The sequence below is a fragment of the Microbacterium sp. ZW T5_56 genome, from assembly GCF_044987425.1.
GTDB lineage: Bacteria > Actinomycetota > Actinomycetes > Actinomycetales > Microbacteriaceae > Microbacterium.
In genome coordinates, this window is sequence record NZ_JBJDRI010000027.1 from 35,930 (window position 1) to 62,243 (window position 26,314).

Consider the following 26,314-nt stretch of genomic DNA (forward strand, 5'->3'; position numbering starts at 1 on the left):
TCCTTTCGTGGGTTTCGCGGACCGGTCGGTCCGCGTGGGTTGTTGGAGGAGATTGTTCAGATCGGTTCGCCGACGGCTCGGAAGGCGCGGTCGTGGTAGACCAGCGGCATCGTGGCGTCGGCCGCGGAGGCGACGTGGATGTCGATCACCTCGGACACCACGAGCATGGATGAGCCGACGGGTACCTGTTGCAGGCTCCGACAGCGCAGGGCCACGCGGGCGGTGGTGAGGTGCGGCTCGCCGGTCGGCAGTGTCGCCCACCCCTGCTCGGGAGTGAACCGTTCGCCGCCGGAAACGGCGAACTCCGCCGCGATCCCGGCGTGCCGGGCGTCGAGGAGATGCACCAGGAAAGAACCCGCGCTCAGGATGAGCCCCGCGCTGCCGGTGGTGCGGGTGACGGAGAACACCAGCGCCGCTGGGTCCACCGCGACGGAGGCGACGCTCGATGCGGTCAGACCCACCGGCCCTGCGGACGAGTCCGCGGTGATGAGGGCGATGCCCGCGGGATGTTCGCGGAAGGCTGCCTTGAACTCGGTGGCGAGATCGGTGCTGGTGAGGCTCATCGGGCATGCTCCGCGGTGCTGGTGCGGTCTGTGGCGTAGTCGAGCAGGTCTTCACGGTCGACGATCTTGGTGCGCTCGCGGCCGCGTTCGGCTCCGAGCTGGCGCTCGGCCGCATCGATGCGCAGCCAGCCGTCCCACTCGACGACGCCGGTCAGGCGCTCGCGCACTCGCGCCGAGCTCTCGGGGTCGACGCGAGCCTTCGTCGAGAGATCTTCGATCAGGCTCTCAACGGTTTCCGCCGCATCCGACTTCGTCGATCCGATCAGCCCCACGGGACCGCGTCGGATCCAGCCGGTCGCATACAACCCGGGAAGCGGCGATCCGTCCGCGTCGAGGACGCGACCCCCCACGTTCGGAACGCGTCCGGCGGCCTCGTCGAATGGCGCGCCGGGGACGGGAGAGGAACGGTAGCCGATCGTGCGATACACCGCCCCGACCTCGTGGTGGATCAGCTCGCCGATGCCCGCGATGCGTCCGAGCTCGTCGGGGCGAGTGCGCTCCATCTCGATCCCGGTCACCCGCTCCTCGCCGAGCACGCGAGCGGGCTGCTGGTAGAAGTGGAGGTGGATGCGCCGGGACGCGGTTCGTGTGGCCGGGTCGATCGCTGCCCACTCGGTCAGCGTGCGCACGATGGTGCGGCGCTGGGAGAACTGGGCGATCATGCGCTCGGCATGCTCATCGAGCACGAGCTCAGCGGGATCGACGATCACATCCACATCGCGCCGGCTGCCGAGTTCGCGCAGCTCCAGCGGCGAGAAACGGACGTCGGCAGGACCGCGGCGGATCAGCAGGTGGAGGTCCTTCACGGGGTTCTGCGCAAAGGCGCGTTCCACGTGATCCGGAATGTCCGTGTGCGCGAGATCCTGCGCGTGCGTGATGAGCATGCGCGCCACATCGAGCGCCACGTTGCCGGCACCGATCACGGCCACCGATTCCGCCTCCAGCGGCCACTCCCGCGGCGCATCGGGATGCCCGTCGTACCAGGCGACGAAGTCGGCACCACCGAAGGAGCCGGGCAGGTTCTCGCCCGGGATCCCCAGCGCAGCGTCCTGATCGGCGCCCGTGGAGATGATCACGGCATCGTAGGCAGCGCGCAGTTCGGCGATGGAGATGTCCGCGCCGATCTCGACGTTGCAGAGCAGGCGGATGCCGGGGTGCTCGAGCACCTCGTGGAGGGCGTCCTGGATCTTCTTGATGCGCGGATGATCCGGCGAGACACCGTAGCGGACCAGTCCATAGGGCGCGGGGAGCTTCTCGAAGAGGTCGATCTGCACTCCGGGCACGCGAGTCCGGAGGATGTCGGCGGCGTAGACGCCCGCGGGGCCGGCGCCGACGATCGCGATCACGGGGGTCATTCGGTCTCCTGCGGGGGAAGGGCGGCGATGATGGGATGATCGCGCGGGACGACACCGGTCTTGGCGGCTCCGCCGGGGGAGCCGAGCCCGTCGAAGAACTCGACATTCGCCTTGTAGTACTCCTGCCAGACGTCGGGCAGATCGTCTTCGTAGTAGATGGCCTCCACCGGGCACACCGGCTCGCAGGCGCCGCAGTCGACGCACTCGTCGGGGTGGATGTAGAGCATCCGCTCGCCCTCGTAGATGCAGTCGACGGGGCATTCGTCGATGCACGCGCGATCCTTCACATCCACGCAGGGCAACGCGATCACGTACGTCACACAGGCCTCCTCGTGAGGACCCGGAGCTGTTCCGGGCCCGTACGGGCTACGCTAGAACCTCAAGTGAACTTGAGGTCAAATCGAGGGAGCCATGGAAGCATCGCATCGTCCAGATGAACTCCTGAGCGTCGGCGAGATGAGTCATCGCACCGGCGTCGCGGTCTCCGCGCTGCACTACTACGAGAGCCTGGGACTCATCGCCTCGCTGCGCACCTCGGGCAATCAGCGTCGCTATCCGCGCCACATGCTGCGCCGTGTGGCGCTGATCTCCGTAGCCAAACGACTCGGGATCCCGCTGGAGAACGTCAAGGAGGCGTTCGAGAGCGTGCCGCTGTCGAGCACGCCGACCCACGAGGACTGGCAGCGAGCGTCACGCCGCTGGAAGAAGGTGCTGGAGCAGCGACGCCAGGGAATCGAACGCCTGGAGCGCGAGCTCACCGGCTGCATCGGCTGCGGCTGTCTGTCCATGAAGGCGTGCAGCCTGCTGAACCCCGACGACCAGCTCGGCGACACGGGGTCGGGTGCCCGTCGCATCCCGGTGTGATCAGAAGAGGGTGGGGGCTCCGGAGTCCACGCCCTTCATCGCGTCGTAGTCCAGCAGCAGCACGTCGATGCCGCGGTCGACGGCGAGGGTCCGCGCCTGCGGGGCGATGGACTGCGCCGCGAGGATCCCGCGCACGGGAGCGAGCACGGGGTCGCGGTTGAGGAGTTCGAGGTAGCGGGTGAGCTGCTCGACGGCGTCGATGTTTGCCTTCCGCTTGACCTCGATCGCGATGTGGTTGCCGTTGATGTCGCGCACCATGTGATCCACCGGGCCGATGGCGGTGGGGTATTCGCGACGCACCAGCTGGGCGCCGTCCTCCACCAGGCCGATCTGCTCCGCCAGCAGGCGCTGGAGATCGGCCTCCACGCCGTCCTTCTGCAGTCCGGGGTCGATGCCGAGGTCGTGCGCGGAGTCGTGGATCAGCTCGAAGATGCGCACCGTGAGGGCGTCACCCGACTTCTTGTGCACCACGCGCCACCGCTCCACGACGCCCGCGGCGGTATCACCGTCATCGAGATCCTCGATCGAGAACGAGCAGGGCGGGCTCATCCAGTTGAGCGGCTTGTATGAGCCGCCATCCGAGTGCACCAGCAGCGAGCCGTCGCCCTTGTGCATCAGCAGACGCGTCGCTTCGGGCAGGTGGGCGTTGAGTCGACCGGTGTAGTCGACGCTGCAACGGGCAATGACGAGGCGCACCGGAAAAGCCTACGTCACGGGGTGCGTCCTCGCCCCGCGGCGAGGCCACGGGGCGAAGGCAGGGATTGTCGGCACTCAGGAGCCGAGGGCGAGGTCGAAGTCCTCGTCGACGAGAACGGCGTTCACAGCCGACCCGGTGAAAGCGCCGGCACCCGCCACCAGCGGCACCGTCGCGAATGGGACCACGACGTTGCCTGCGGCCCAGATCCGCGGGTGGCTGGTGCGCTGCATCGCGTCCACCACGAGTGCACCGCCATGCTCGCGCGGGGCGCGGGCCAGCTCTAGTCCGTCCAGGAACGCGTCGCGAGCCACGGGCGTGCTGGCCGTGAAAACCGCATCGATCTCGTGCTCGGCGCCATCCGCGGTGCGGACCAGACGAATCGCCCCCCGGTCGCCGACCACTTCGACGACGGGCTCGGCAACCAGCCGCACACCGCGAGCTTCGAACGCGCGGACCGTGTTCTCATCCAGCTCGCCCAGCCCCGCGCTGAAGACCGTCACATCTTCGCTCCACTGGCGCACGAGCCGGGCCTGATGCATGCCGGCGGGTGACGTGGTGATCACGCCGAGGCGGCGACCGCGCACCTCCCATCCGTGGCAGTAGGGGCAGTGCAACACGCTGCCGCCCCAGTTCTCCGCGATCCCGGGGATGTCGGGCAGCTCGTCGCGAACGCCGGTGGCGACGATCAGGGCCCGAGTGGCGATCGTCTCGCCATCGGCGAGCTCAATGACAAACCGGGCGAGACCGTTGTCGCTCTCGCGCACGGCGACGACCGAGCCGGAGCGGAACTCGACGCCGTATGCCTCGGCTTCCGCACGACCCAGGGACACGATTTCGGCCGGCGATCTGCCGTCGTGCCCCAGCACATTGTGCATGTGCGCGGCGAAGCGGTTGCGCGGCTCGCCCGCGTCGATCACGAGGGTGGCGCGCAGGGAGCGGCCCAGGGCCTGTGCGGCGCTGAGGCCGGCTGCTCCGGCTCCGATGATGAGGGCGTCCCAGATGCGCTGTGTCATGTCTTCAGTCTGCGAGGGTTCTGCCACAATCGCACGCTCGCTTGCAGAATCGGCAAGAATGAGGCGATGGAAGAACTGCTGAATCTGGGGCCGCGGCTGCGGGCCGCACGCAAGGATCGCGGCTGGACCCTCGACGACCTGGCCGAGCGCGCCGGAATGTCTCCGAGTACGCTGTCGCGACTCGAATCCGGCAAACGTCAGGCCAGTCTGGAGCTGCTCATCCCGCTGACGCGGCAGCTCGGAATCCGCGTGGATGACCTGCTGGAACCCGGCGACCGCGATCCCCGCGTGCGGCGCGTCGCCGTGCAGCGCGAGGGTATGACGGTCGCACCTCTCACCCGGGAGGAGTCGGAGGTGCGCGCCTACAAGCTCACCTATCACCCGGACGCACCGGAGCGACCGCTCCAGGTGCACGACGGGCACGAGTGGATCTACGTGCTGTCCGGACGGCTGCGGCTGGGCTTGGGTGACGCCGAATTCGTGCTGCACCGTGGCGAGGTGGCGGAGTTCGCCACGACGACGCCGCACAGCATGCGGGCGGAGGGATCCAAGCCCGCCGAGGTCATCAGCATCTTCAATTCCGTCGGCGAGAGGCTGCACCTACACCCCCTGGCGTGACCTCCGATCAACCCGTTGCGTAAATGTGATTGAAACTCTCATTGCGTGATCACAGTCGATCACATACAGTCGTCTCAATCATGAGGCTAATCGATTAGCTCACCGAGCGAACACGCGAATGGCCACGGTCGAAGGAGATGACGTGAAGCGCAGGATCATCGCCGCTGGAGCGGCAGCAGTTCTGGGATTGGGGCTGTCCGGATGCGGTGCATCGGGTGGCTCGGCGGGCGAGTCCGGTGGCGCGGGAGGATCGACGACGATCACCTACGCCATCTGGGACGACACCCAGAAGGACGCGATGCAGCAGATCGCCACCGCGTTCGAGGCGGAGAACAAGGACATCACCGTCAAGGTGGAGGTCACCCCGTGGGACAGCTACTGGACCAAGCTGCAGACGGCCATGACCGGCGGCGGCGGTCCCGACGTGTTCTGGATGAACGGCCCGAACCTCGGCCTCTACGCCTCGAACGGTCAGCTCGCGGAGCTGAAGGACGTGGACACCGCGAAGTACCCGCAGGGCATCGTGGATCTGTACACGCTCGACGGCAAGACCTACGGCGCACCCAAGGACTTCGACTCCATCGCGCTCTGGTACAACAAGCGCCTGTTCGAAGCCGCCGGTGTTGCCGAGCCGACGGCCGACTGGACCTGGGCCGACATGCAGGAGGCGGCGAAGAAGCTCACCACCGGTGATGTCAAGGGATTCGCCTCGGTGGCGGCATCCCAGCAGAACGTCTATCCGGCCATCTACTCCGCCGGTGGCGATCTGATCGCGGACGGCAAGAGCGGGTTCGCCTCCCCGGACGCGCAGAAGGGGATCGAGTTCCTCCTCTCCTTCATCAACGACGCCACCTCCCCCACCCAGGAGCAGATGACCGACACCGCCCCCACCGAGATGTTCGGTTCCGGCAAGGTCGCCATGATGTTCAGCCAGAACACCAACGCGAATTTCTTCCTGAAGAGCGCAGAGGGCGCGAACATCCAGGTCGCGCCGCTGCCGAAGGGTCCCGCCGGCTCGATCTCCGTGATCCACGGTCTCGCCAACGTGGCGGCGGCCAAGGGCAAGAACGTCGAGGCCGCGGTGAAGTTCGCCGAGTTCGCCTCCGGGAAGAGCGCCGCGGACATTCAGGCGAAGGCCGGCAACGCCCTCCCCGCCTATGAGGGCACGCAGGATGCGTGGCTGACCGGCTTCAGCACGCTGAACATGCAGGTCTTCCTCGACGCGGCCGAGACCGCCAAGCCCTACCCGTCGACCCTTGCCGGTGCCGACTGGCACGCGGTGGAGGACGAGACCCTGACGCAGATCTGGACCGGTGCCACGCCGGTGGCCGACGGACTGACGAAGATCTCCGACGCCCTCCAGGCCTCGCTGGACGGCAAGAGCTGAGGTCGGCCGCATGACCGGAATCTCCTTCGCAGGGCGGGGCTCGGCAACTCCGAGCTCCGCCTCGGCGGGCCTTCGCCGTGACCGGGGTCGCGCCCCGGGCCAGTCCGGGTGGTGGGCGCTGCTGTTCGTCGGCCCCGTCGGCGTCGGCCTTGCCGTCTTCTACCTCTGGCCCATCGTCCGCACCGCATGGATGTCCCTGACCGAGACCGGTCCATTCGGCGGATCGACCTTCACCGGGCTGTCGAACTACGAGAAGCTGTTCGCCAACCCCGACCTGCCGCAGGCGCTACTGAACACGCTGATCTACACGCTCATCGCGCTGCTGGTGATCCCGATCGCGATGGTGATCGCCGCCCTGCTGAACACCTCCGGCCTGAAGGGGCGCGGCATCTACCGCACCCTGTACTTCCTGCCGGTGGTGACCATGGCGGCCGCCGTCGCAGCGGTCTGGAAGGTCATCTACAACGGCGACTACGGCGTTCTCAATCAGCTGCTCGGCTTCTTCGGCATCGCCGGGACGAGCTGGCTCACCAACCCCGGCACCGCGCTCGGCGCGATTGCGGCCGTCGGAATCTGGTCGGGCATCGGGACGACGCTCGTGATCTTCCTCGCCGCCCTCCAGGGCGTCCCCGGCCACCTGTATGAGGCGGCACAGCTCGATGGTGCCGGCCCGGTGCGCCGCTTCATCTCGGTCACCGTGCCGATGATCTCGCCCAGCGTCTTCTTCGTCGCCGTAACCACCGTGATCGGAGCCTTCCAGGCCTTCGACCTGATCTACGTGATGGTCGCCAAGACCAGCCCGGCCATGCCGCATGTGAAGACGATCGTCTACCTCTTCTACGAAGCCGGCTTCATCGACCACAACCCGGGGCTGGCAGCCGCCATCGCCTTCGTGCTGCTGCTGATCATCCTGGTCGTGACCGTGCTGCAGTTCGGCATGCAGCGAAAGTGGGTGCACTATGAGTGACACGCTCGCCACCGCAACACTCGTCACGGGGGATCCCGTCACCGCGGGGCCGCGGCGCAAACGCCAGCCCCACCTGATCCACGCGATCCTCATCGTGGGCGCGATCATCATGGTGTTCCCGTTCTTCTGGCAGCTGATGACGTCGTTCAAGACGCTCGCCGGTGCCACGGCGGTGCCGCCGCAGGTGCTTCCGAACCCGTGGGACTTCAGCAACTACGCCCGCGCGTTCGAGGCGATGCCGTTCGGGCAGATGTTCCTCAACTCGGCGATCATCACCGTATGTCGCACGATCGCGCAGGTCATCCTCTGCACGATGGCAGGCTACGCGTTCGCGCGGATTCCGTTCCGCGGTCGTGGCTTCGTGTTCGTGCTGTTCCTGTCGGTGCTGATGGTGCCCGGGCAGCTCTTCCTGCTCCCGCAGTACGAGATCATCCAGAACCTGGGCCTGCTGGATTCGCTCCCCGGCATCATCATCCCCGGAATGTTCGCCGCGTTCGGCACCTTCCTCATGCGCCAGTTCTTCCTGGGGCTCCCGGTGGAGCTCGAGGAGGCGGCACGCATCGACGGCGCCAACCAGTGGCAGATCTTCCAGAGGGTAATGCTGCCGCTCGCGAAGCCGGGCATCATCGCGCTGGCGGTGTTCACCTCGTTGAACTCGTGGAACGACCTGCTGTGGCCGCTTGTGGTCACATCGACGTCGGAGAACATGCCGCTGTCGGTGGGGCTGGCCACGCTGAAGGGGATGAACTTCACCGATATCCCGGTGCTCATGGCAGGCTCGGTGCTGGCGACCATCCCGATGGTGATCGTGTTCATCGTGCTGCAGAAGCAGTTCATTCAGGGCATCGCCTTCACCGGCGGAAAGGGCTGATGTGACCGGTTCTCAGCGTCCCACCCTGCAGACCGTCGCGCGTGAAGCGGGGGTGTCCTCGGCGACCGCATCGTACGTGCTGCGCGGGATCGAGCGCGGCGCGTCGGCCGAGACCGCGGCCCGTGTGCGCGCGGTGGCGGAACGGCTCGGCTACCGCGTGAACACGGCGGCACGAGCCGTGCGCACCGGCCGCACCGGCGTGGTCCTGCTGTCCCTGCATCGCGCCTTCGATCCCTGGGCCGTAGCCCTGACCGACGCGGTCAAGCGCGCGGCGCGCGAGAGCGGGCGATCCACGATCGTGCTTCCCGGTGAGGCGCGCGGCGAGGACTGGTTCGACTCGGTCGCCGAGCTCCGTCCGGACGTGGCCTTCATCGAGGTGCTCGATGATCTGCCGCAGACGCGGGCCTGGGCTCGGGAGCTCACCGCCAGCGGGCAGCGCATCGTCGTGCACCACGAGATCATGCCGTCGGAGGGCTTCGACGTGATTCGCCCCCGTCCCGAGCCTGGTGCCGCGCAGATCGTGGCGCACCTGGCAGAGCAGACCGACGACATCGCGTTTCTCACCACCGAGCCGCACAGCCTCGCCGACAACTCACGCGCTCGTCCCTATCTCGCCGCGATCGATTCGGGCACCATCCGTCCACGACCGGTGGTGGTGTACGACGGCAGTCGCGCGGACGCGTTCCGCCGGGCGGTCGCGCTGCTCCAGGACGAGAACGCCCCACGCGCGGTCATGTGCCACACCGACGACGCCGCATTGCAGGTGGTTCAGGCGGCCTACTTCCTGGGTCGGCATGTCCCCGACGACGTGCTGATCGCGGGCATGGACAACACCCAGGACGGGCAGGAGTCCACGCCGTCGCTCACCTCGGCGGGTCCCGACGACGCGTTCACGCGGGAGGCTCAGCTGATCATCGCGGCCGCCGACCGACCTCCCGGCACCGGTCAGGTGCACGAGTTCGACTGGTCGCTGCGTGCCCGCGCATCCACATCCATCCCCGACCGCGCGGCAGCCGCGCGAGTGCACGGAGAGTCAGAGTAATGTCCCCCCTTCTGGCGGCCGCTGAGGCCGCGATCCGACGCGTGCTCGGAAACGGCGCCGACACCGTCGATGTCCATATCGAAGACGCCCGACAGGACTTCTTCGAGGTCTCGGCCGTCGATGGTCGCACCCTCATCGTGGCGTCCTCGCCTGCCCTCGCTCTCGCCGGGCTGCGTGCCTGCTTCGCAGCTACCGGTGATCAGTTCGACGAGATCCTCCCTCGCGCGCGGGGTGTTGTTCCGCCCGCGGAACCGCTCCGTCGCGTGTTCGCGCTGCCGCACCGCTTCTACGGCAATGACACGGAAGACGCCTATGTCGGTCCGTACCGTGACTTCGCCGCGTGGGAGATCCTGATCGACGGTGTCGCGGCGCGCGGCTACACCGAGGTGTTCGTGCCGGTGGGCACAGAGGTCGCCTATGTCGACCTGCTCACCGCCTACGGATACTCGCGCGAGGAGGCGCTGGCCTGGATCCCGCTGCCCAGCCATCAGCCGTGGTGGCTGCTGCAGAACATGTCCGGCTATCCGTCGGGGATGAACGAGCGACTGCTCGCGCAGCGAACCGAGCTGGGACGGCGGATCGTCGAACGACTGCACGAATTGGGGATGCGCGCCGTGCTGCCCGGCTATGGCGGCACGGTTCCGCGCGACTTCGGCGACCGGCACCCCGGCGCGCACGTCACGGTTCCGTCCGGGGACTGGCAGGGCTTCGATCGACCCGGGTGGCTCGATCCGTCCGACCCGCTGTTCCCCGTCCTCGCCGCGACGTTCTATGCATCCTCCGCCCGTCGCCTCGGTGCCGCCACGATGTACAAGACCGACCTCCTGCACGAGGGCGGACAACCCGGCGAGATCGCCGTGGGCGCTGCCGCTGTCGCCGTCCAGTGCGCGATGCTCGCGGCCGCACCGGAGTCGACGTGGGTCATGCTCGGCTGGCAGCACAACCCTCCGCGCGAGGTGCTCTCTGCGGTCGATCGGGAACGTGTGCTCGTGGTGGACGGGCTGTCAGACCGCTACGAGGACACCGATCGTGAAGACGAGTTCCTCGGGACCGACTACGCTTTCGGCGGCATCTGGAACTTCGGCGGCGACACGGCGATGGGCGCGCAGGCTCGCACCTGGACCGAGCGCTTCACTCGGTGGCGAGATCTGCCCGGATCGCATCTGCGTGGCGTTGCGGCGATGCCCGAGGGCGGGTTCAACAATCCGCTGGCGATGGATCTGCTCGCCGAGCTGAGCTGGCGCTCCGGGGTCGTAGACCTGGAGTCCTGGGTGACCGCGTGGGCGCGTGCGCGGTATGGGATCTCGAGCGCTCCAGCAGAGGAAGCGTGGCGGCAGATCGTCCGCACCGCGTACTCGCTGCCCGACGACAACGGCTTCTCCGAACCGCACGACTCGCTGTTTGCGGCGTGGCCGTCGTTCACCGTGGAGACCTCCTCGTCGTTCTCGCCCACGGAGAACACCTATGACCTGTCGGCCTTCGCGGCCGCCCTACCGAAGCTGCTCGCCGCCGCGGACGACCTGGCTGGTCACCACGCGTATCGCTTCGACCTCGCGGACGTCGCGCGGCAGGCGGTCACGAACATCGCGCGTCAGCTGCTGCCAGCGCTCGCCGCGGCTGCCGCAGCCGAAGATCTCTCGCGCTACGACCACGCCGCCGTGCTCTGGCTGTCTGCGATGGATCTGCTGGATCGGATCGCGGGAACGCAGGACCTGTGGCTGCTGGGTCGTCTGCTGGACGAGGCCCGCGCTGCGGGCGTCGATCAGGCGGAGAGCGATCGGCTGGAACGGAGTCAGCGCCTGATCCTCACCAGCTGGGGTCCGGAGCGTGCCGCTACCGCGGGCCAGCTCTCCGACTACGCCGGTCGTGACGCGCAGGGGCTGGTGGGCACGCTGTACCGCTCGCGATGGACTGCCTTCCTGTCCGCCGGGCGCCCGGGAAGTGGTGTCGCGCCTCTCACCGAATCGGAGTGGTGGGCGCGCGATCAGAACTGGGTGGACAGCGTGGATCGCACCGGAATCCGCAGTGCCGCGGAGGGTGACATCGTCGCGCTCGCGGACGAGGCGGTCACACTTCTCGCGCAGGTGGACGACGCCACACGATTGATCTCCGCTGCGGCGGGTGAGGACGGGACAGACAGATGACACTTCGGATCGGCCTCATCGGCTACGGCCAGCGCGCGCGTCTCGCGCGCGAGCTGGAGCGGGCGGGCAACGACGCCGTCGTGGTGGCAGTGTGCGAGGTGAGCGAGCGCGGGGCGGCCGATGCACGCGCCGCGTATCCGGACGCTCTGGTGACCGCGGAGCTCGAGGAACTTTTGGCGTTTGACCTGGACGCCGTGATGATCTTCACGCCCGACGACCTGCATGCCGCACCTGCTCTCGCCGCGCTCGAAGCGGGCGTGGCGGTGTTCGTGGAGAAGCCGCTCGCGGTGACGGTGGCCGACGCGGACCGGGTGCTCGAGACGGCGCGACGGACCGGGTCGCGGCTGTACATCGGCCACAACATGCGCCACATGCCCGTGATCACGCTCATGAAACGGCTGATCGACGACGGGCGGATCGGAGCGGTGAAGGCGGTGTGGTGCCGCCACTTCGTCGGCCACGGCGGTGATTACTACTTCACCGACTGGCACGCGGATCGGCGGCGGACCACGTCCCTGCTGTTGCAGAAGGGCGCGCACGATCTCGACGTCATCCACTGGCTTGCCGGCGGGTACACGCGCAGTGTCGCCGCGATGGGCGACAACCTGATCTATGGGGCGATCGAGGATCGTCGGGATCGTTCCGGCGAGCGGATGGGGGATTGGTTCAGCCTCGACAACTGGCCGCCCGCGACCCTCACCGGCCTCAACCCCGTGATCGACGTTGAGGACATCTCCCAGTTGAACCTCCGGCTCGACAACGGGGTGCTGGCCTCCTACGAGCAGTGCCATTTCACTCCGGACTACTGGCGCAACTACACGATCATCGGCACCGAAGGGCGCATCGAGAACTTCGGTGATGGTGCGGGCGAGCGCGTGGGACTGTGGAATCGGCGTCATCGCGGGTGGGCGGAGCCGGACGAATCCTTCGAGATTCCCGACGCCGAGGGCGGTCATGGCGGAGCGGATGCGCTGCTGGTGGCGGAGTTCTGCCGCTTCGTCCGCGACGGCGGGCAGACGCAGACGTCCCCCGTGGCTGCGCGTGAGGCGGTGGCCACGGGAGTCATCGCGACGGAGTCACTTCGCGCGGACGGCTCGGCGCGGCCGGTGCCGCCGCTGGACGCTGAACTCGTCGCCTACTTCGAGCGCGGCCAGCGCGATGCCTGACTCGTCCGCCGATCCCGCTGAGCGCGGCGAGCTCTGCGTCGGAGATGAATCGCTCGTCCCAGCGAGTTGATCGCAGCGCGCGGAGACGATCGTCTCGACTCCGATCTCGACTTCCTTGTTCGGCCGCCTGAGGGCGCCAACCTGTCCGACATGCAGCGACTGCAGATCTGATGGAGTCACCGACCGTGTGAGATGACATAGCAGACGGTTGGCCGAGGCTCTGACTATTCTGTAAGACGTGACCGATGAGACCGCGATGAGCGCACTGCGCGCTTTCATCGCGGAGCGCGACTGGGCGCAGTTCCATTCGCCGGAGAACCTTGCGAAGTCGATCGCCATCGAAGCGGGGGAACTTCTCGAGGAGTTCCAGTGGTCACCCGACTTCGACGCCGATCGTGTCCGACTGGAACTCGCCGATGTACTGACCTATTGCTACGAACTCGCCGATCGGCTCGGCGTCGATCCCGAGACGATCATCCTCGAAAAGCTTGAGATCACCCGGCGCAAGTATCCGGCGGAGACGTCGCATGGCAGAAGCACCAAGTATGACCAGCTTTGAGATCGAGGAGATTCCCTTCGACTCCGAGATTATCCGCGACTACCCGGATCCCACCGGAAGGCTGAACAACTGGCCCGCCGTGTACGCCATCACCAGCCGTCGCGACATCTATGTTGGCGAGACCGGGAACGCGTTGCTCCGGATGACGCAGCATCGTCGCGACCCGAAGAAGCAGCATCTCGACGTCGCGCGGATTCTGCTCGATGACACTTTCCACCGCTCCGCCTGCTATGACCTGGAATCGTTGCTCATCCAGTGGTTCTATTCCGACGGTGGCTACACCGTCATCAACGCGAACGACGGACACCGAAACGAGGAGTACCCGGGGCGAGCTGATTTCCAACCGCGCTTCCGAGAGATCTTCGATGACCTTCGGAGGCGCGGTCTCTTCCAGCATTCGCTACGCGAGATCGAGAACAGCGACTTCTTCAAGCTCTCTCCTTTCAAATCGCTCGTGCCGGATCAGGAGCGAGCGATTGTGGAGATCCTCAAGGCATTGTTCGACGACATCAAAGCCAAGAAGCATAAGACGCTCGTGGTTGCGGGGCAACCCGGTACAGGGAAGACCGTCGTCGGCGTCTCGCTCATCAAGACGTTGCGCGATATCGAAGCCTCCCGCGGCGTCGACGATGCCGAGCAGGGAAGCGCGATCTCCGACTTCTTCGCCCGGGGATACCCGAAACGTCTCAAGGGCTTGCGGGTGGGCATGGTCGTGCCGCAGCAATCGCTCCGCACGTCCATCGCCAAGATCTTCGACCGCACCCCAGGGCTCGATCGATCCATGGTTCTCACCGCCTATGACGTCGGAAGGGCCGCCAGACCGCATGACCGCGCTAAGGACCGCAAACCGTATGACGTCCTCATCGTCGACGAGGCGCACCGCCTCAACCAACGCGCGAACCAGTCGTCGGGCTCGCTCAACAAAGCGTTCACGGAGATCAACGAACGGCTCTTCGGGAACGACTCCACCGAGCACACGCAGCTCGACTGGATCCGCGAGCAGAGTGAGCACACCATCTTGCTGATGGACGCGGAGCAGAGCGTTCGGCCCGCAGACCTCCCGCCCGAGGTGGTCGGCGAAGTGGTCGGTGAGGCGAAAGTCAGCCACCACTTCTTCGCGTTGAAGACCCAGATGCGCGTCAAGGCTGGCGCCGATTACGTCGGATTCGTGAGAGACATGCTGGCCGGTCGGAACGTCGAGCGACCGGATCTTGGTGACTACGAGTTCGCGCTGTTCGACGATATCGGGGCGATGAAGAAGCTCATCCGCAAACGCGATCGTAGTGACGGTCTCGCGCGCCTCGCTGCGGGGTACGCGTGGACGTGGGAATCGGACCCGAAGAAGAAGGGCATGAAGCGCGTTCCACTCGCGGAGCGCCCGTATGACATCGAGATCGATGGACATCGCTGGCGCTGGAACTCTGCCGACAAGGACTGGATCAACTCGCCGGATGCGCTCGACGAAGTCGGATCGATCCACACCGTCCAGGGATACGACCTCAACTATGCCGGTGTGATCATCGGGCCGGACCTGCGCCTTGATCCGATGACGGGGCAGATCCGGTTCGACCGGACCCAGTATCGGGACAGGAAGGGCCTCGAGAACAACCGTCAGCGCGGGATCTTCTACACCGATGCCGATTTCGAGCGGTACATCAAGAACGTTTACGCCGTGCTCCTGACTCGGGGCATCCGGGGAACCTACGTGTATGTCTGCGACAAGCCGCTGCGAGAGCACCTTCGTGCATTCATCCCCAGCGCCTGACACGGCAGACTGAGACCTTTTCGTTCGAACACGCCGAAGGGAAGGGTGGGCGTATCTGGATCTGAGTGGCGTGTACTCGCGCGTGCGACCGCACGTCACCGCTCAGTACTTCGTGATCAGAGCGCCAACTGCACGGATGAGTTCAGGTCTTCGCGGGCGAGATCGGCTTCGCGGCGTTGGACGCGAGGCCGGACACGAGGGCCAGCCCCACGATGATCAGCAGCGTGTTCAGCAGGCCGATGTGGTCCGCGATGAAGCCGAGCACCGGCGGGCCCGCCAAGAACGCGACATAGCCGATCGTCGATGCTGCGGCCACTCGGGACGCCGCCTTCGCCGGGTCATCGGCCGCGGCCGACATGCCGAGCGGGAAGCCGAACGAGACGCCGATTCCCCACAGCACGGTGCCCACCATCACCAGCGGCATGTTCGGCGCGTAGATGAAGAGCAGGAGGCCGACGACCGCGAGGGCTGCCAGGACGCGAAGCGAGGGAACGCGGCCGAACCGGTCGACCAGCGGGCCGCCGAGCATGCGCGCGACCGTCATCGCACCGGAGAAGACGGCCAGGCCGACCGCGCCGAGCGACGGCGAGCCATCGTGACCTTCGACGATCCCGAGTGCGAGCCAGTCGTTCGCGCCGCCCTCCGCGAAAGCCATGCCCAGCATGATGAGGCCGAGGCCATAGGTGCGCGGCTCGGTCCACGCCGACAGCGCCACCTTCAGACGAACGCCGAAGCTCTGGTGCTCGGCTCCTTCGTCGGGCGCCGTCTCGGAGTCGGTCGCGGTGGGGATGTTCGCCACCGCCCACACGGCGCAGGCGACGATCAGCGCGGCGATGATGCCGATGTGCACGCTCACCGGCAGGCGGATGCCCTCGGCGATGGCACCGAGACCGGCACCGGCGAAGGTGCCGAGGCTGAAGAAGCCGTGCATCATCGGGAGCACCGTCCTGCCGCCGTGCTTCTCGACGCCGGCGCCCTCGACGTTCATGATCACGTCGCAGCATCCATTGCCGAAGCCGAACAGCGCGAGGCCGATGATCACGACGCCGAACGAGTGGAACACGTCGACGCCCAGGCCGATCGTGATGATGCCGGCAGCCGCGACGAGCAGCAGAGCGAGCATCGCTCGACGTGCCCCGAAGCGCAGCATGAGGACGGATGACACCGACAGGCCGATGATCGACGCGATACCGCTGGAGACGAGGAGCAGACCCACCTCGGACTTCGTGATGTCGAGACCTTCTTTGATCGCGGGAACGCGCGATGCCCAGGTGGCGAATCCGAGGCCACAGGCCGCGAAGATCACGAAAATGGCCGTGCGCCAGCGCACGAACTGCGAGTGGGTGAGGGTGACCTGCATAGGCAACACCCTATATCGAATCGATTCGATTTCCGAGTCGAGCCCCAGCGGCTCGGGCTACACTGACGGAATGACGCGCAAGCCGACGCTCGCAGACGTGGCCCGCCGAGCGGGGGTGTCCGCCTCGACCGCATCCGTGGTCTACAGCGGCAAGGTCGCCGTCGCGGAGACCACGAAAGTGAAGGTGCTGGCCGCCGCCGCCGAGCTCGGCTACGCCGGCCCGGACCCGCGCGCCGCCTCGCTGCGGCGCGGACGAAGCGGAATCGTGGGGGTGGTCGTCGGCTCCGATCTTCGCAGCGCGTTCGCGGATCCGATCCTCACCGTCACGATGGACGGCGTCGCGGAGTCCATCGCCTCGTCCGGCGCGGGCATTCTGCTGCTGCGGGACGAGCCGGAATGGGGCGGCCCCACCCTCGCCACGGCCCCGATCGATGCGGTGGCGCTCATCGGATGCAACCCCACACTTCGTGACTCCCTGGATGCCGCGCGCTCTCGCGGGATTCCGATAGTCGTGATCGAGGGCGATGCCGGACCGGATGTCCCGCAGATCACGATCGACTCGCTGGAGGCGCAGCGTCAGCTGGCGCGCCACATCCGCTCCCTCGGTCATGAGCGCGTCGCGCTGGTCACTCTGCCGCTGAGTCGTCGGACAGGCACGTCGGTGGCGGGTGCCGCTCACGCCGTGCAGGCGGAGGTCGACGTCACGCGTGAGCGTCTGGAGGGTGCCCGCGAGATCTTTCCGGATGCCGTGGTCGTCAGTACCGCGCGATCCACGATCGACAACGGCTACGAGGCTGGACGACTGCTGTTCGGCTCCGGTGAACGACCCACCGCCGTGCTCGCCCAGAGCGACATCCTGGCTGCGGGGGTGCTGCGCGCGGCCCTCGACGCGGGTCTGCGCGTACCCGAGGACGTCTCGATCACCGGCTTCGACGGCATCACGGTGGATGGCATCGCCCCGTACCGGCTCACCACGATGGCGCAGCCGGCATTCGAGAAAGGTCGTGCGGCCGGTGAGGCGCTGGCGCGGCTGCTTGCCGACGAGCCCGCCGCCTCCTTCCGCTTCACGTGTGAGTTCGTCGAGGGCAACACCACCGGCCCCGCCCCCTCCTGAGTCCCGCGCTCCTGAGCCGCCCGCCGTGCGGATACCCACGCCCGTCGTCGCCCCGCAGACTTCGGCAGGCCCGAGCTTCGACGCGTGATGTCGTGAATCGAGGAGATTTCCCCGAATCGAGGACGGAACCGGGGCTACGACGCCTGTCCGGGCGAAATCTCCTCGTTTCGCGAAGCGGAGCGGTGCGCCGACGCCGACACCCCTGGCGCCGAGGGCAGCGGACCTACTCGTACTCCGACATACGCTGATCGAACGCGGTGACGTCGCCTTCGGACAGCAGCTTCTCCGCGCGGAGCATGATCGACAAGCCCTCCATCGGGACCCCGGTGCGATCGTGGTCGGCCTGCCGCTCGGTTCGGAAGCGGCCGGTGGTGTCCTTCGAGAGATCGTAGAGATCGCCGTAGAACCAACCGCCGGTGTCGTAGTCGTATGCCGCCCACTCCCACTGCGCCTGCAGATCGGGATCGGTGGAGCCGAACATCTTCTCGATGATCGACGGATCGATGGTGGACTCCGACGGATCGTTCACGGGGTAGTACTCCGACATGCCATACGAGAACAGCACGTCGTCGATGCTGTGCATCATCTGCAGCTTGAGGGCGTTGTCTGTGATCGCCTCATTCGTGGACCAGATCGTCGACGTGTAGGTCCGCAGCATCGATTCACCGCCGTAGCCGTTGCGCTCGGGCGAGACGTCTTCGGCGACGGGCTGCTCGACCCAGGTGACGCCGTAGTCGGCGCTCAGGCGTTCGCGCACCGCACCGAGGACTTCCTCCGTGCGTGCGCGCACCTCCTCGAGCGACGGCTGAGCCTTGATCTCGGCCGTCGACATCCCTTTCACCCCGGGGTAGCGCTCCCAGAGCTTTTGCTGCTCGGTCTTCTGGCCCTCGTAGCTGCCCTGAGCCGCCGTGCGGACCGCACTGACGCCGCCGATCGTGACCACGTTGAACACCAGTGCGATCGCGAGCGCGATGCCCCCGAGCCGGCGCGCATCCTTCAGGATCACAGCCGCGACGATGACGCCGATGATCAGCAGCTGGATGACGACGACATTGAGGTTGAAGAGGAAGTCCGTCGCTGAGACCGCTAGTGCTCCGAGCAGCACGACAGCCCAGCCGATGGCGGCCACGAGTGCGACGATACCGACGCGACGGAGAGGTCGTGGCCCGTCGACGACGGGTGTGGAGGAGACGACCGGACGCGCCAGCAGATCGACAGGCGAGACGAGGGCGTGTCGCGCCTTTTCCAGGTCGGGATTGCGTGCGCCGCGATAACCCCCGGGCGGCGGGAGGGGAGGCGCGCCCTCCGAACTCGTCACGTAACGGGTTCCCGGCCGTTCGGGCCCGTCGGGCACCGGGATCGATCTCACCCCGTCCGCCGCCAGCACGGAATCGGGCACCGCCGGCACACCGACCGCAGCCGGTGGCGGAGCCGGCGCCGATGCGGGCGGCTGACCTTCCGGAGAGCCCTTAGCCAGGGCGGCAGCTTCAGACTCGGAACCGATGTCCTCGGGCCGCGGGTCGGAGTCGTTCACCATGGCTTCTCCGCTCCGCCGCCGCCGGTGCCGTCGTCGCCGCGCTGGTCCCGCTCCTGCTGGCCCTCTTCGAGTTTCTGCTGCAGCTCATCGAGCTGATCCTGCGACGGCTGGTCCTGCTGCTCCTGGTCCGGCTCGGTGGGCTGCTGCGGATCCTGCTCACCGTTCTGCTGGCTGTCCTGCTGCTGCTGATTCTGCTGCTGCTTCTCCGACAGATCCTTCTGCTGCTGCTCAAGGGTGTCTGACATATCGCGATTGGGATCCGGGGACTGGTCCTGCGCCTCGTCGCTCTTGCACTCCTCGGGCGTCTCCGCGTTGATGGTGAGCGCCTCCGCGTAGAACGCCTGGGCCCCCTTCAGATCTCCCGCCTCGGTGGCGGCGTCGCCCTGACGCTCCATCACGAACGCCAGGTTGATGCGCACGGCACACACTTCCAGTCCGCGAGCCAGGGACAGCGCGTCTTCGAACTCCGCGCGCGCCTCGGGCAGCTTCTCCGACAGCGCGTAGCCGTCGCCGGCGTTGTAGGGCGCCTTGTACGGTTCGAACCAGTTCAGCGGCTTCTGCCATCCCGCGTTTCGCACGGTTCCTTCGCCGTCGCCGCCGACATAGTCGGTGATCGCGAAGTGCGCGAAGACGAACATGCTGAACAGCTTCACCACCAGCAGCAGGGCGGCGATCGTCAGCGGCAGGGTTCCGATCGCGACCCAGAACCGAACGCGTCGCCGAGTCCGATTGCCGCGGATCAGCGCGTCGGCGGAGGCATGCGGAGCGGTCATCGTTCACCCGCCTTCGTCGCGCGAAGACCACGCATGCTGGCGATCATCATGGCCGCGCGCGCGAGCTCGAACGCCAGGAGGCCGACCACCGCGAGAGCGAAGATCCAGAACAGCTCCGTGACGTTGCCGGTGCTTCCCGCTTCCGCGTAGTTCGTCGACGACTGCGGAGCGTCCGGCAGGGAGATCTCCGCATCGGCGGTGCGGTGCTCGTATTCGAGGCCGAGGTCGGTGCCGATCTGCTTCAGGGTGGTCTCGTCGATCACCGACATCGCGTTCGCGCCCTCGTACTCGATGTATCCCGGATCCTCGCCGTCCGCGCGACCGGTGGTGATCTTCATCGGTCCGCCTTCGGCCGTGCCGTAGCCGAGAACGCGTCCACCGTCGACGTACTTCTTCGCACCGGAGAACGACTCGACCGATTGGCTCACGGTCTGCTCGCCGTCGCCCAGATAGAACAGCATGCGCGAGCGATCGCGACCGGACTCCGCCTCGGCGCCGTCGCGCAGAGTCTGCTCAACCAGCTGCGCGGCGATGCCCACGGAGCTTCCGCGCGACTGCCCGGTGACCTCGGGGCGCAGCACGTCGATCGAGCTCATCAGCGCGTTGGCGTCAGTGGTGAACGGCAGGCGCAGCACCGGCTCCGCGTCGAAGGTGATCAGCGCGAAGCGCGCTCCTGGGTAGGCGTCGACGATGCTCTGCACGTCCTGTCGCACGCCGTCCAGTCGAGGCTGACCGTCACCCCAGTCCTCGGCCACGATGCTCGCCGTGGTGTCGACGGCGATGAGGATGTCGGTGTTCGTGGTGAGCGTCTGGGTCTGTCCGCCCGGAACCGCCGGGCGTAGAAGCATCACGAAGCAGAGCAGCACGAGGAGGGTCCGCTCCGCCCACAGCCAGCGCCGTGCCCCGGTCGGAGCCGTGACAATGTTGCGCACGGTCACGAAGACGCCGCCGCCCACGAGGACGATCAGCACGAAGATGTTCAGGACCGGGTGGAAGATCACAGCCGCACCCTCCACATCAGCGCCACGAATCCGATGGACAGCACGGCCAGCACGGCGAGCGCCAGGTTGGGCGAGTCGCTCCAGATGATCTGCACCTGTCCTTTGAGCTGCGTGGCCGCCTGCTGCTGGACCTCGGTGACGATGTCGTCGACCGTCGTGGCGTCCCGGAGCTCATACGCCTTGCCCCCGGTGAGCGTCGCCGCGTCGGCGAGCTCCTGGGTCATGGTCGCATCCTTACCCGCCACCGGATTGATGGCGAAGACGCGTACGCCCATGGACTTCGCGAACGCGGCCGCCTCGGGGACCGACACGATGGAGGCGCCATTCACCTCGTTGTCGCTGGCGAAGATGATGGTGCGCGAACGCTCCTCTTCGACATGATCGAATCGCATCGCGCAGGCGGTCAGACCGTCGCCGATCAGCGAGGCTCCCGGCCCGTTGAGCGTGCCGCTGTAGTGCTCCGGAACGCTGTCGGTGTAGTCGAAGCTGCGCCGCAGGCTCTGCAGATGCTCGCGGATGAAGTCGTAGTCATCGGTCAGAGGGAAGACCTGGACCGGCGACGAGTTGAAGATCGTGAGTCCCAGCCGCTCGCCCTCGAAGCCGTCGAGGAGGTTCTCGAACACGTCGATGATCTCGAGGTCCACCTCGCTCATCGACCCGGACACGTCCAGACACAGCATGATGTCGCGGTTGGTGCTCACCGGCTGGATGGTCTGCGCGGTCATCGGACGCGCGGCTGCCAGGCCACCCGACAGCACGGCCAGCGCCCCCAGCACCAGGATGCCGGAGAGCGCGATCCGCCGCGTGCGGACGGCGCGGGAGAACGAGGGCAGCGCACGAAGTCGCTCCGCGCGTGCCAGCTGGGCGCCGCCGCCCGTGTCGCGTCGGGAGGTGCGTGCCAGGCCGATCGTCACGCCGATCGCGACGGCGATCACCAGGACCCCGGCGACGATGAGGAGCATGAACGGCCAGTTCAGCGCCATGATCGCACCACCGTTCGCGCGGCCTCGGCTCCGGCCACCGGGTCCACCGGTGGACCGCTGCGGAAGATGCTCGGGTAGTAGTGGCGGCGCAGCGCATCGATCAGCGCTGGGTTGACCCCGAGCTGCTGCAGATCCTGCAGGGAGAGCACGGGTGCCTCCAGGCCGCTGTACTCGTTGACGTACCGTCGCACCAGTCGGCTCAGTTGGACGTTGGCCTCACGCGGAGGCAGCGTGCGCTCGTGGTAACCGCGCTCGATCGCGTCGATCTGGTGCAGATAGTCGCCCTGCAGGCGCGCCACCACGTCGGGCAGGGTGAGCTGGGTGTCGGGTTCGTCGGCGATGGCGTCGGCGACCCGCTTCGGGCGGGTGAACACCACCAGCAGGATCGCGGCGATCACCAGGAGGAGGATGATGCCGAACGCCAGCAACAGCCAGAGGCCACCGTACTGAGTCGGCGGGTAGAGGTCGTCAGGAGCGGACACGCGACCTCCGATTCAGCATCTGTAGGATCTCGCCGACGGCATAGTCCTGGTTGCGCAGCACCGTGTGATCGACCTCCCAGCGCTGGAAGAACTCGCGGCGATGCTCCTCGGCCTGTTCGCGCTTCTCGGTGAGCTCGGCGAGCACCTCGGGATCCCCGTTCACGAAGTCGGGCACTCGCCAACCGCTGACCACGTCGCTGCGCACCGACGCCGATCGATGGCCCAGCACCACGTCTGCATCGGCCACCGTGATCCACAGGAGGTCATGCTGCAGTCGCAATCGCCGGATCAACTGCTCGGTGCGATCGGTGAGCGGGTCCTCGTCCGCGATGACCACGACGATCATCTGCTGTGCGATGGTGCGCGCCACGAAGTCGAGCAGGTCGTCCACAGATCCCGGAGCGGTCGCCGCCGAGATCGTCGAATCGAGCGTGCGCAGCATGTGCTCGAGGGCCGCCTCGCTGCTGCCGGTCTGCACGCGCCGGACACGATCCGCATCGCCGTAGACGAGACCGACATCGTCGCCGTGGCGCACCGTGAGGTAGCCGAGCGCGCCCATCGCGAGGATGGACAGCTCCTGTTTGGGCGCGCCATCCTCAGCGAGCGCGGCCATGGTGCGCCCGGTGTCCACCACGAACAGCACGGTCTGCGCGCGCGTGGCGCGGGTGCGCTTGACCACGAGATTGCCGAGGCGGGCGGACGCGCGCCAGTCGATGTCGCGCACCTGGTCGCCGGTCTCATAGCGACGCAGGTCCTCGAAGTCGAGGCTGCGCCCGTGCAGCAACGACTTGTAAGCGCCGTCGAGCTGGTGCATCGACGATCGCCCGGAGGAGATGAAGAGCTTGCTCTTCACCCGCGGGATGAGGCTGGCCATGTGAGGGATGCGCTCCGGTTACGGGGTGGGGACGGCGCCGAAGATCGCGTCGATCAGGTCTTCGCTGCGCACCCCGTCCGCCTGCCCCTCGAAGGTGAGCAGCACGCGGTGGCGGAGGATCACGTGGCGCAGCGAACGGACGTCCTCAGGAATCACGTAGGCGCGACCCTGCAGCAGCGCGAACGCGCGGGCGGCCTGCAGGAAGGCGATGCTCGCGCGGGGGCTCGCACCGTACTTGATGTAGCGAGCGCGGTCCTCGCCGATGTACGGCGCGGGGTTCCTCGTGACGTACACGAGGGAGACGATGTAGTTGCGAATGGCCGGATCCACGTGGACGCGGGAAGCGATCGACTGCAGATCGCGAACGTCGTCGAGCGTCACCTTCCCATCGCCGGGGTGATCGGGGTCAAGGATGCCGGCGTCGATGCGGTTCAGCACCTCCAGCTCCTCGGCCGGGCTCGGGTAGTCGACGATCTCCTTGAGGAGGAAGCGGTCCATCTGGGCCTCGGGCAGCTCGTAGGTGCCCTCCTGCTCGATGGGGTTCTGCGTGGCGATCACCAGGAAGGGGCGCGGCAGCTTGTGAAGCTCGCCGCCGATCGTGGTCTGCTTCTCCTGCATCGCCTCGAGCATCGCTGACTGGGTCTTCGCGGAGGAGCGGTTGATCTCGTCCAGCAGCACGAAGTTGGCGTGCACCGGTCCGAGCACCGTGCGGAACGTGCCGTGCGCGGCGTCGTAGATCTGGCTGCCCGTGATGTCGCTCGGAAGCAGATCGGGTGTGCACTGGATGCGCTTGAAGTCGGCCTGCACGGTGGCAGCCAGCGTGGAGGCGGCGGTGGTCTTCGCCAGGCCCGGAACCGACTCCAGCAGGATATGACCGCCGGCGATGAGCGCGATCAGCAGACTGGTGCGCAGCCGGTCCTGTCCCACCATGCGAGCCGAGTAGGCGTCCGACACGATCTTCAGGACATCGCGTGCGCGCGTCATCTCCTGCTCTGTGGGTGCGGCTGCAGACTGCTGCATCGTGGTCCCTTTCCGTGCGCGGGGACGGCAGACACCTGTTCCCCCTGGACCACAACGCTACCCGCACCCTGTCCGAGACGCATGTGGATGCCGCTGTGGTGTTGGTGTGTGTTGGTTAGAGTCGCGGCTTCCTGGTTCGTGTGGCGAGCACGATCACGAGGACCACGATGATCACCATCGCGAATGATCCGCCGCCGATGAGCCAGGGTAGTACGGACGCGAGCGTGTCAGGCGCGCTCTCCGCGGCGGGTGGTGTTGTGACGGGAGGCTCGGGCGTTGATGTGGGGGAGCTTGTGGGCGGTATGGCTGTGGTCGGTACGGCTGTGGGCGTGGGCGTGGGCGTGTCGCCCGTGATCTGTTCCCTGGTGGGTACGCCGAGGGGCTGGTTCATCAGCGGGTTCACGTCCGGCAGCGTCGTCGGGTCGGCAGCGAGCAGGTACGGCAGGGAGATCGCACCGTAGCCGCCACCGTTGGTGTCGTTTCTGGGCTGTCCTTCACGCGACTGCGAGGTCGTGGTGATGAGCGCCTGGATGAGCTGGTTGCCGGTCGCGGTGGGGTACTTCTGCAGCAGCAGGGCGAGTGCTCCTGCAACAAGGGGTGTCGCGACGGAGCTGCCATTCGTGGAGGACATTCGGTCCCATCCGTTCGCGCTGCCAGGAACGAGAATATTGACGCCGGGAGCGACGACGGTGACGCTTGGGGTGATCACAGGTCTGCCCGCGTCGGTGAGCAGCATGCCGTCACGCGACACTGCAGCGACAGACACGACACCGTTGAACTGGCTTGGCGCAACTGCTGCGCGCTGCTCTTGGGTGTTGGCGGTGGAGCTCACGATGACGACGCCGGCAGCCAGCGCGTCCGCTATGACCTCAGCATCTTCGTCGTTGTGGAAGGTCTGCGCTTCTGAGATGGAGATGATGCGGTTGCCGTCGGCGACGGCGCGGGCGATCGCCGCCATCGTCGGGGAAGCTTCGCCCGCGCGCCCCACGCAATCCTCTGCGCCACTGGAATAGAACGTGACGGCCGCATCAGGAGCGATACCCTGCATCGGCAACTCGCCGACCGGCCTCGCGACGATGAGCGCCGCCGACGCGGTGCCGTGCAGCGCTGCCGCGTCAACGTCCTGCGACGTCACGGGTACATCGCAACTCGTGACCGGGTCAACCGTGAGCGAAGCACCGGTGAAGAGGTTCAGGTTCGGATTGATCTGCGCATCGATCACTGCGATCTTGACGCCAGCGCCCGTGAGTCCTTCGTTGCGCGCGTCCTCGACGTGCATGCCGGTGTACCACCAGTTGGGCTCCTCGTTGCTTGTCGCTGCGGCGGGGAGGGCTCCCGTGGGCAGCACGGCGAGAGCGGCGATAGTGGCGATGAGCGTGCGGAGTCGGGGGAACCGTCGTCGACGGGTGGAGGTATCAGTCACGACCGCCGGCTCCGGCCGCCTCGGATCGTGGGAGTGGCTCGTCGTCATCGTCCAAGTGTGGGGCAACGAGCCCGGACAGCCCGCGACGCGACTTCGAACTTGTGGACTGGCCACCGCCGGCTCCACTGCCCATCATGCCCATCCCGCCGCCCGAACGTGCCCCCGCTGCCGCAGTGCCAGGTGCGGCTGCGAGAGCGGTCGTCCCTTGGGATCCGTTGAGGCCGGTCTGCATGAGTTTCGCGCCGGCCAGGCTGACCGCACCGCCGGCACCGCCGATGAGGCCCGCAGACCCGGCACCACTGATACCTCCACCAGCGCTCGCACCGCTGATGCCCGTACCACCACCACTCAGCACTCCGCTACCGCTGCCAACACTGAGACCCGTCCCCCGACCAACGCTGGTACCGGTGCCCCATCCGTGAGAGCCGTTACCCATCGCCGAGTCCGGCGTGAGCTCCGGGCGATGCTGTCCACCATCTGTCCCGGGGATGTACGGGCCCGTCGGGTTGGACGTCGCAGGGTCGTAGGGCTGCGGCGTGTATGGCGGAAGCGGCGTGTAGGGCTGATAGCCAGAGCCGCTGTTCTCGCCCGGCACATACGGCGTGTACAGGTTGTCGTCCGGAGAGGTCGGACGGGTGGGAACCCATGAGCCGGGGTCACCCGGTGCCCAAGGAGCGTCTGGGTTGTTCCCGTCAGGATCGTCCGGGCTCCAGGGGCGGGTGGGGTAGTCCGGCGT

25 protein-coding genes and 1 pseudogene are annotated in these 26,314 nt (G+C 67.0%); 11 read left to right on the forward strand and 15 right to left on the reverse strand.

What is annotated here, in order from left to right; translation table 11 throughout:
- Positions 1-56: 56 nt before the first annotated feature.
- From ACI3KU_RS13390 to fdxA, 3 genes are read right to left on the reverse strand one after another with little or no spacing between them, the layout of a single operon-like run.
- Positions 57-563 carry a flavin reductase family protein gene (locus ACI3KU_RS13390; RefSeq protein WP_404922804.1) on the reverse strand — a complete coding sequence of 169 codons (507 nt, stop codon included), beginning with the start codon at positions 561-563 and terminating at the stop codon, positions 57-59.
- Entirely contained in the window at positions 560-1,918 is a 1,359-nt protein-coding gene (locus ACI3KU_RS13395; protein WP_404922805.1) for an FAD-dependent oxidoreductase, read from the reverse strand. The genes ACI3KU_RS13390 and ACI3KU_RS13395 overlap by 4 nt, the downstream gene beginning before the upstream one ends.
- Positions 1,915-2,238 (reverse strand): ferredoxin, encoded by a 324-nt coding sequence (gene fdxA, locus ACI3KU_RS13400; RefSeq protein ID WP_404922806.1) that lies wholly within the window; start codon positions 2,236-2,238, stop codon positions 1,915-1,917. The genes ACI3KU_RS13395 and fdxA overlap by 4 nt, the downstream gene beginning before the upstream one ends.
- A 91-nt stretch (positions 2,239-2,329) precedes the next feature.
- On the opposite strand from fdxA, the gene soxR reads away from it, so the two are divergent.
- Positions 2,330-2,782 carry a redox-sensitive transcriptional activator SoxR gene (soxR, locus tag ACI3KU_RS13405; RefSeq protein WP_404922807.1) on the forward strand — a complete coding sequence of 151 codons (453 nt, stop codon included), beginning with the start codon at positions 2,330-2,332 and terminating at the stop codon, positions 2,780-2,782.
- Here the strand turns inward: soxR and nucS are convergent, their stop codons facing one another.
- A complete protein-coding gene (nucS, locus tag ACI3KU_RS13410; RefSeq protein WP_404922808.1) occupies positions 2,783-3,478 on the reverse strand; it encodes an endonuclease NucS in 696 nt (231 codons plus the stop codon).
- A gap of 75 nt (positions 3,479-3,553) precedes the next feature.
- Positions 3,554-4,492 (reverse strand): NAD(P)/FAD-dependent oxidoreductase, encoded by a 939-nt coding sequence (locus ACI3KU_RS13415; protein WP_404922809.1) that lies wholly within the window; start codon positions 4,490-4,492, stop codon positions 3,554-3,556.
- Between the two features lie 66 nt (positions 4,493-4,558).
- On the opposite strand from ACI3KU_RS13415, the gene ACI3KU_RS13420 reads away from it, so the two are divergent.
- The 9 genes from ACI3KU_RS13420 (at position 4,559) to ACI3KU_RS13460 (ending at position 15,011) form a co-directional block, all read left to right on the forward strand.
- Entirely contained in the window at positions 4,559-5,110 is a 552-nt protein-coding gene (locus ACI3KU_RS13420) for a helix-turn-helix domain-containing protein (protein ID WP_404922810.1), read from the forward strand.
- 142 nt (positions 5,111-5,252) lie between these two features.
- Positions 5,253-6,497 (forward strand): ABC transporter substrate-binding protein, encoded by a 1,245-nt coding sequence (locus ACI3KU_RS13425; protein ID WP_404922811.1) that lies wholly within the window; start codon positions 5,253-5,255, stop codon positions 6,495-6,497.
- A gap of 10 nt (positions 6,498-6,507) precedes the next feature.
- Complete coding sequence (locus ACI3KU_RS13430; RefSeq protein WP_404922812.1) at positions 6,508-7,464, forward strand: carbohydrate ABC transporter permease; 957 nt, start codon at positions 6,508-6,510, stop codon at positions 7,462-7,464.
- The gene (locus ACI3KU_RS13435; protein WP_404922813.1) at positions 7,457-8,335 is read left to right on the forward strand and encodes a carbohydrate ABC transporter permease; all 879 of its coding nucleotides are present in this window, start codon (positions 7,457-7,459) and stop codon (positions 8,333-8,335) included. The genes ACI3KU_RS13430 and ACI3KU_RS13435 overlap by 8 nt, the downstream gene beginning before the upstream one ends.
- Before the next feature lies 1 nt (position 8,336).
- Entirely contained in the window at positions 8,337-9,377 is a 1,041-nt protein-coding gene (locus tag ACI3KU_RS13440; RefSeq protein ID WP_404922814.1) for a LacI family DNA-binding transcriptional regulator, read from the forward strand.
- A complete protein-coding gene (locus tag ACI3KU_RS13445) occupies positions 9,377-11,521 on the forward strand; it encodes an alpha-N-acetylglucosaminidase TIM-barrel domain-containing protein (protein ID WP_404922815.1) in 2,145 nt (714 codons plus the stop codon). The genes ACI3KU_RS13440 and ACI3KU_RS13445 overlap by 1 nt, the downstream gene beginning before the upstream one ends.
- Positions 11,518-12,687, forward strand: coding sequence for a Gfo/Idh/MocA family protein (locus tag ACI3KU_RS13450; RefSeq protein WP_404922816.1), 1,170 nt, complete (start codon positions 11,518-11,520; stop codon positions 12,685-12,687). The genes ACI3KU_RS13445 and ACI3KU_RS13450 overlap by 4 nt, the downstream gene beginning before the upstream one ends.
- Before the next feature lie 256 nt (positions 12,688-12,943).
- The gene (locus ACI3KU_RS13455; protein WP_404922828.1) at positions 12,944-13,246 is read left to right on the forward strand and encodes a nucleotide pyrophosphohydrolase; all 303 of its coding nucleotides are present in this window, start codon (positions 12,944-12,946) and stop codon (positions 13,244-13,246) included.
- Positions 13,233-15,011, forward strand: coding sequence for a DNA/RNA helicase domain-containing protein (locus ACI3KU_RS13460; RefSeq protein WP_404922817.1), 1,779 nt, complete (start codon positions 13,233-13,235; stop codon positions 15,009-15,011). Before ACI3KU_RS13455 ends, ACI3KU_RS13460 begins: the two co-directional genes overlap by 14 nt.
- Positions 15,012-15,153: 142 nt before the next feature.
- On the opposite strand, the gene ACI3KU_RS13465 is transcribed toward ACI3KU_RS13460, so the two are convergent.
- Positions 15,154-16,371 carry an MFS transporter gene (locus ACI3KU_RS13465; RefSeq protein WP_404922818.1) on the reverse strand — a complete coding sequence of 406 codons (1,218 nt, stop codon included), beginning with the start codon at positions 16,369-16,371 and terminating at the stop codon, positions 15,154-15,156.
- 70 nt (positions 16,372-16,441) lie between these two features.
- On the opposite strand from ACI3KU_RS13465, the gene ACI3KU_RS13470 reads away from it, so the two are divergent.
- Complete coding sequence (locus ACI3KU_RS13470) at positions 16,442-17,485, forward strand: LacI family DNA-binding transcriptional regulator (protein WP_404922819.1); 1,044 nt, start codon at positions 16,442-16,444, stop codon at positions 17,483-17,485.
- 223 nt (positions 17,486-17,708) lie between these two features.
- On the opposite strand, the gene ACI3KU_RS13475 is transcribed toward ACI3KU_RS13470, so the two are convergent.
- The 9 genes and pseudogenes from ACI3KU_RS13475 to ACI3KU_RS13515 all read right to left on the reverse strand — a co-directional run.
- Positions 17,709-19,022: a hypothetical protein gene (locus tag ACI3KU_RS13475; protein ID WP_404922820.1), complete on the reverse strand. Its 1,314-nt coding sequence runs from the start codon at positions 19,020-19,022 to the stop codon at positions 17,709-17,711.
- Complete coding sequence (locus tag ACI3KU_RS13480) at positions 19,016-19,795, reverse strand: tetratricopeptide repeat protein (protein WP_404922821.1); 780 nt, start codon at positions 19,793-19,795, stop codon at positions 19,016-19,018. Before ACI3KU_RS13480 ends, ACI3KU_RS13475 begins: the two co-directional genes overlap by 7 nt.
- Positions 19,792-20,796, reverse strand: coding sequence for a VWA domain-containing protein (locus ACI3KU_RS13485; RefSeq protein WP_404922822.1), 1,005 nt, complete (start codon positions 20,794-20,796; stop codon positions 19,792-19,794). The genes ACI3KU_RS13480 and ACI3KU_RS13485 overlap by 4 nt, the downstream gene beginning before the upstream one ends.
- Complete coding sequence (locus ACI3KU_RS13490) at positions 20,793-21,779, reverse strand: vWA domain-containing protein (protein ID WP_404922823.1); 987 nt, start codon at positions 21,777-21,779, stop codon at positions 20,793-20,795. Before ACI3KU_RS13490 ends, ACI3KU_RS13485 begins: the two co-directional genes overlap by 4 nt.
- Positions 21,770-22,261 carry a hypothetical protein gene (locus ACI3KU_RS13495; RefSeq protein WP_404922824.1) on the reverse strand — a complete coding sequence of 164 codons (492 nt, stop codon included), beginning with the start codon at positions 22,259-22,261 and terminating at the stop codon, positions 21,770-21,772. The genes ACI3KU_RS13490 and ACI3KU_RS13495 overlap by 10 nt, the downstream gene beginning before the upstream one ends.
- Positions 22,248-23,135 carry a DUF58 domain-containing protein gene (locus ACI3KU_RS13500; RefSeq protein WP_404922825.1) on the reverse strand — a complete coding sequence of 296 codons (888 nt, stop codon included), beginning with the start codon at positions 23,133-23,135 and terminating at the stop codon, positions 22,248-22,250. The genes ACI3KU_RS13495 and ACI3KU_RS13500 overlap by 14 nt, the downstream gene beginning before the upstream one ends.
- An 18-nt stretch (positions 23,136-23,153) precedes the next feature.
- Positions 23,154-24,155, reverse strand: coding sequence for an AAA family ATPase (locus tag ACI3KU_RS13505; protein WP_404922826.1), 1,002 nt, complete (start codon positions 24,153-24,155; stop codon positions 23,154-23,156).
- Positions 24,156-24,270: 115 nt separating this feature from the next.
- Complete coding sequence (locus tag ACI3KU_RS13510; protein WP_404922827.1) at positions 24,271-25,578, reverse strand: S8 family peptidase; 1,308 nt, start codon at positions 25,576-25,578, stop codon at positions 24,271-24,273.
- Positions 25,571-26,314 (reverse strand): annotated as a pseudogene (locus ACI3KU_RS13515) (hypothetical protein); the annotation flags it as partial. The gene ACI3KU_RS13510 and the pseudogene ACI3KU_RS13515, both read right to left, overlap by 8 nt.

Coding starts and splice junctions, on each gene's coding strand:
- ACI3KU_RS13390 (WP_404922804.1), bottom strand. CDS start 563: ATGAGCCTCACCAGCACCGATCTCGCCACCGAGTTCAAGGCAGCCTTC.
- ACI3KU_RS13395 (WP_404922805.1), bottom strand. CDS start 1,918: ATGACCCCCGTGATCGCGATCGTCGGCGCCGGCCCCGCGGGCGTCTAC.
- soxR (WP_404922807.1), top strand. CDS start 2,330: ATGGAAGCATCGCATCGTCCAGATGAACTCCTGAGCGTCGGCGAGATG.
- ACI3KU_RS13415 (WP_404922809.1), bottom strand. CDS start 4,492: ATGACACAGCGCATCTGGGACGCCCTCATCATCGGAGCCGGAGCAGCC.
- ACI3KU_RS13420 (WP_404922810.1), top strand. CDS start 4,559: ATGGAAGAACTGCTGAATCTGGGGCCGCGGCTGCGGGCCGCACGCAAG.
- ACI3KU_RS13430 (WP_404922812.1), top strand. CDS start 6,508: ATGACCGGAATCTCCTTCGCAGGGCGGGGCTCGGCAACTCCGAGCTCC.
- ACI3KU_RS13435 (WP_404922813.1), top strand. CDS start 7,457: ATGAGTGACACGCTCGCCACCGCAACACTCGTCACGGGGGATCCCGTC.
- ACI3KU_RS13445 (WP_404922815.1), top strand. CDS start 9,377: ATGTCCCCCCTTCTGGCGGCCGCTGAGGCCGCGATCCGACGCGTGCTC.
- ACI3KU_RS13450 (WP_404922816.1), top strand. CDS start 11,518: ATGACACTTCGGATCGGCCTCATCGGCTACGGCCAGCGCGCGCGTCTC.
- ACI3KU_RS13455 (WP_404922828.1), top strand. CDS start 12,944: ATGAGCGCACTGCGCGCTTTCATCGCGGAGCGCGACTGGGCGCAGTTC.
- ACI3KU_RS13460 (WP_404922817.1), top strand. CDS start 13,233: ATGACCAGCTTTGAGATCGAGGAGATTCCCTTCGACTCCGAGATTATC.
- ACI3KU_RS13465 (WP_404922818.1), bottom strand. CDS start 16,371: ATGCAGGTCACCCTCACCCACTCGCAGTTCGTGCGCTGGCGCACGGCC.
- ACI3KU_RS13470 (WP_404922819.1), top strand. CDS start 16,442: ATGACGCGCAAGCCGACGCTCGCAGACGTGGCCCGCCGAGCGGGGGTG.
- ACI3KU_RS13475 (WP_404922820.1), bottom strand. CDS start 19,022: ATGGTGAACGACTCCGACCCGCGGCCCGAGGACATCGGTTCCGAGTCT.
- ACI3KU_RS13480 (WP_404922821.1), bottom strand. CDS start 19,795: ATGACCGCTCCGCATGCCTCCGCCGACGCGCTGATCCGCGGCAATCGG.
- ACI3KU_RS13490 (WP_404922823.1), bottom strand. CDS start 21,779: ATGGCGCTGAACTGGCCGTTCATGCTCCTCATCGTCGCCGGGGTCCTG.
- ACI3KU_RS13500 (WP_404922825.1), bottom strand. CDS start 23,135: ATGGCCAGCCTCATCCCGCGGGTGAAGAGCAAGCTCTTCATCTCCTCC.
- ACI3KU_RS13505 (WP_404922826.1), bottom strand. CDS start 24,155: ATGCAGCAGTCTGCAGCCGCACCCACAGAGCAGGAGATGACGCGCGCA.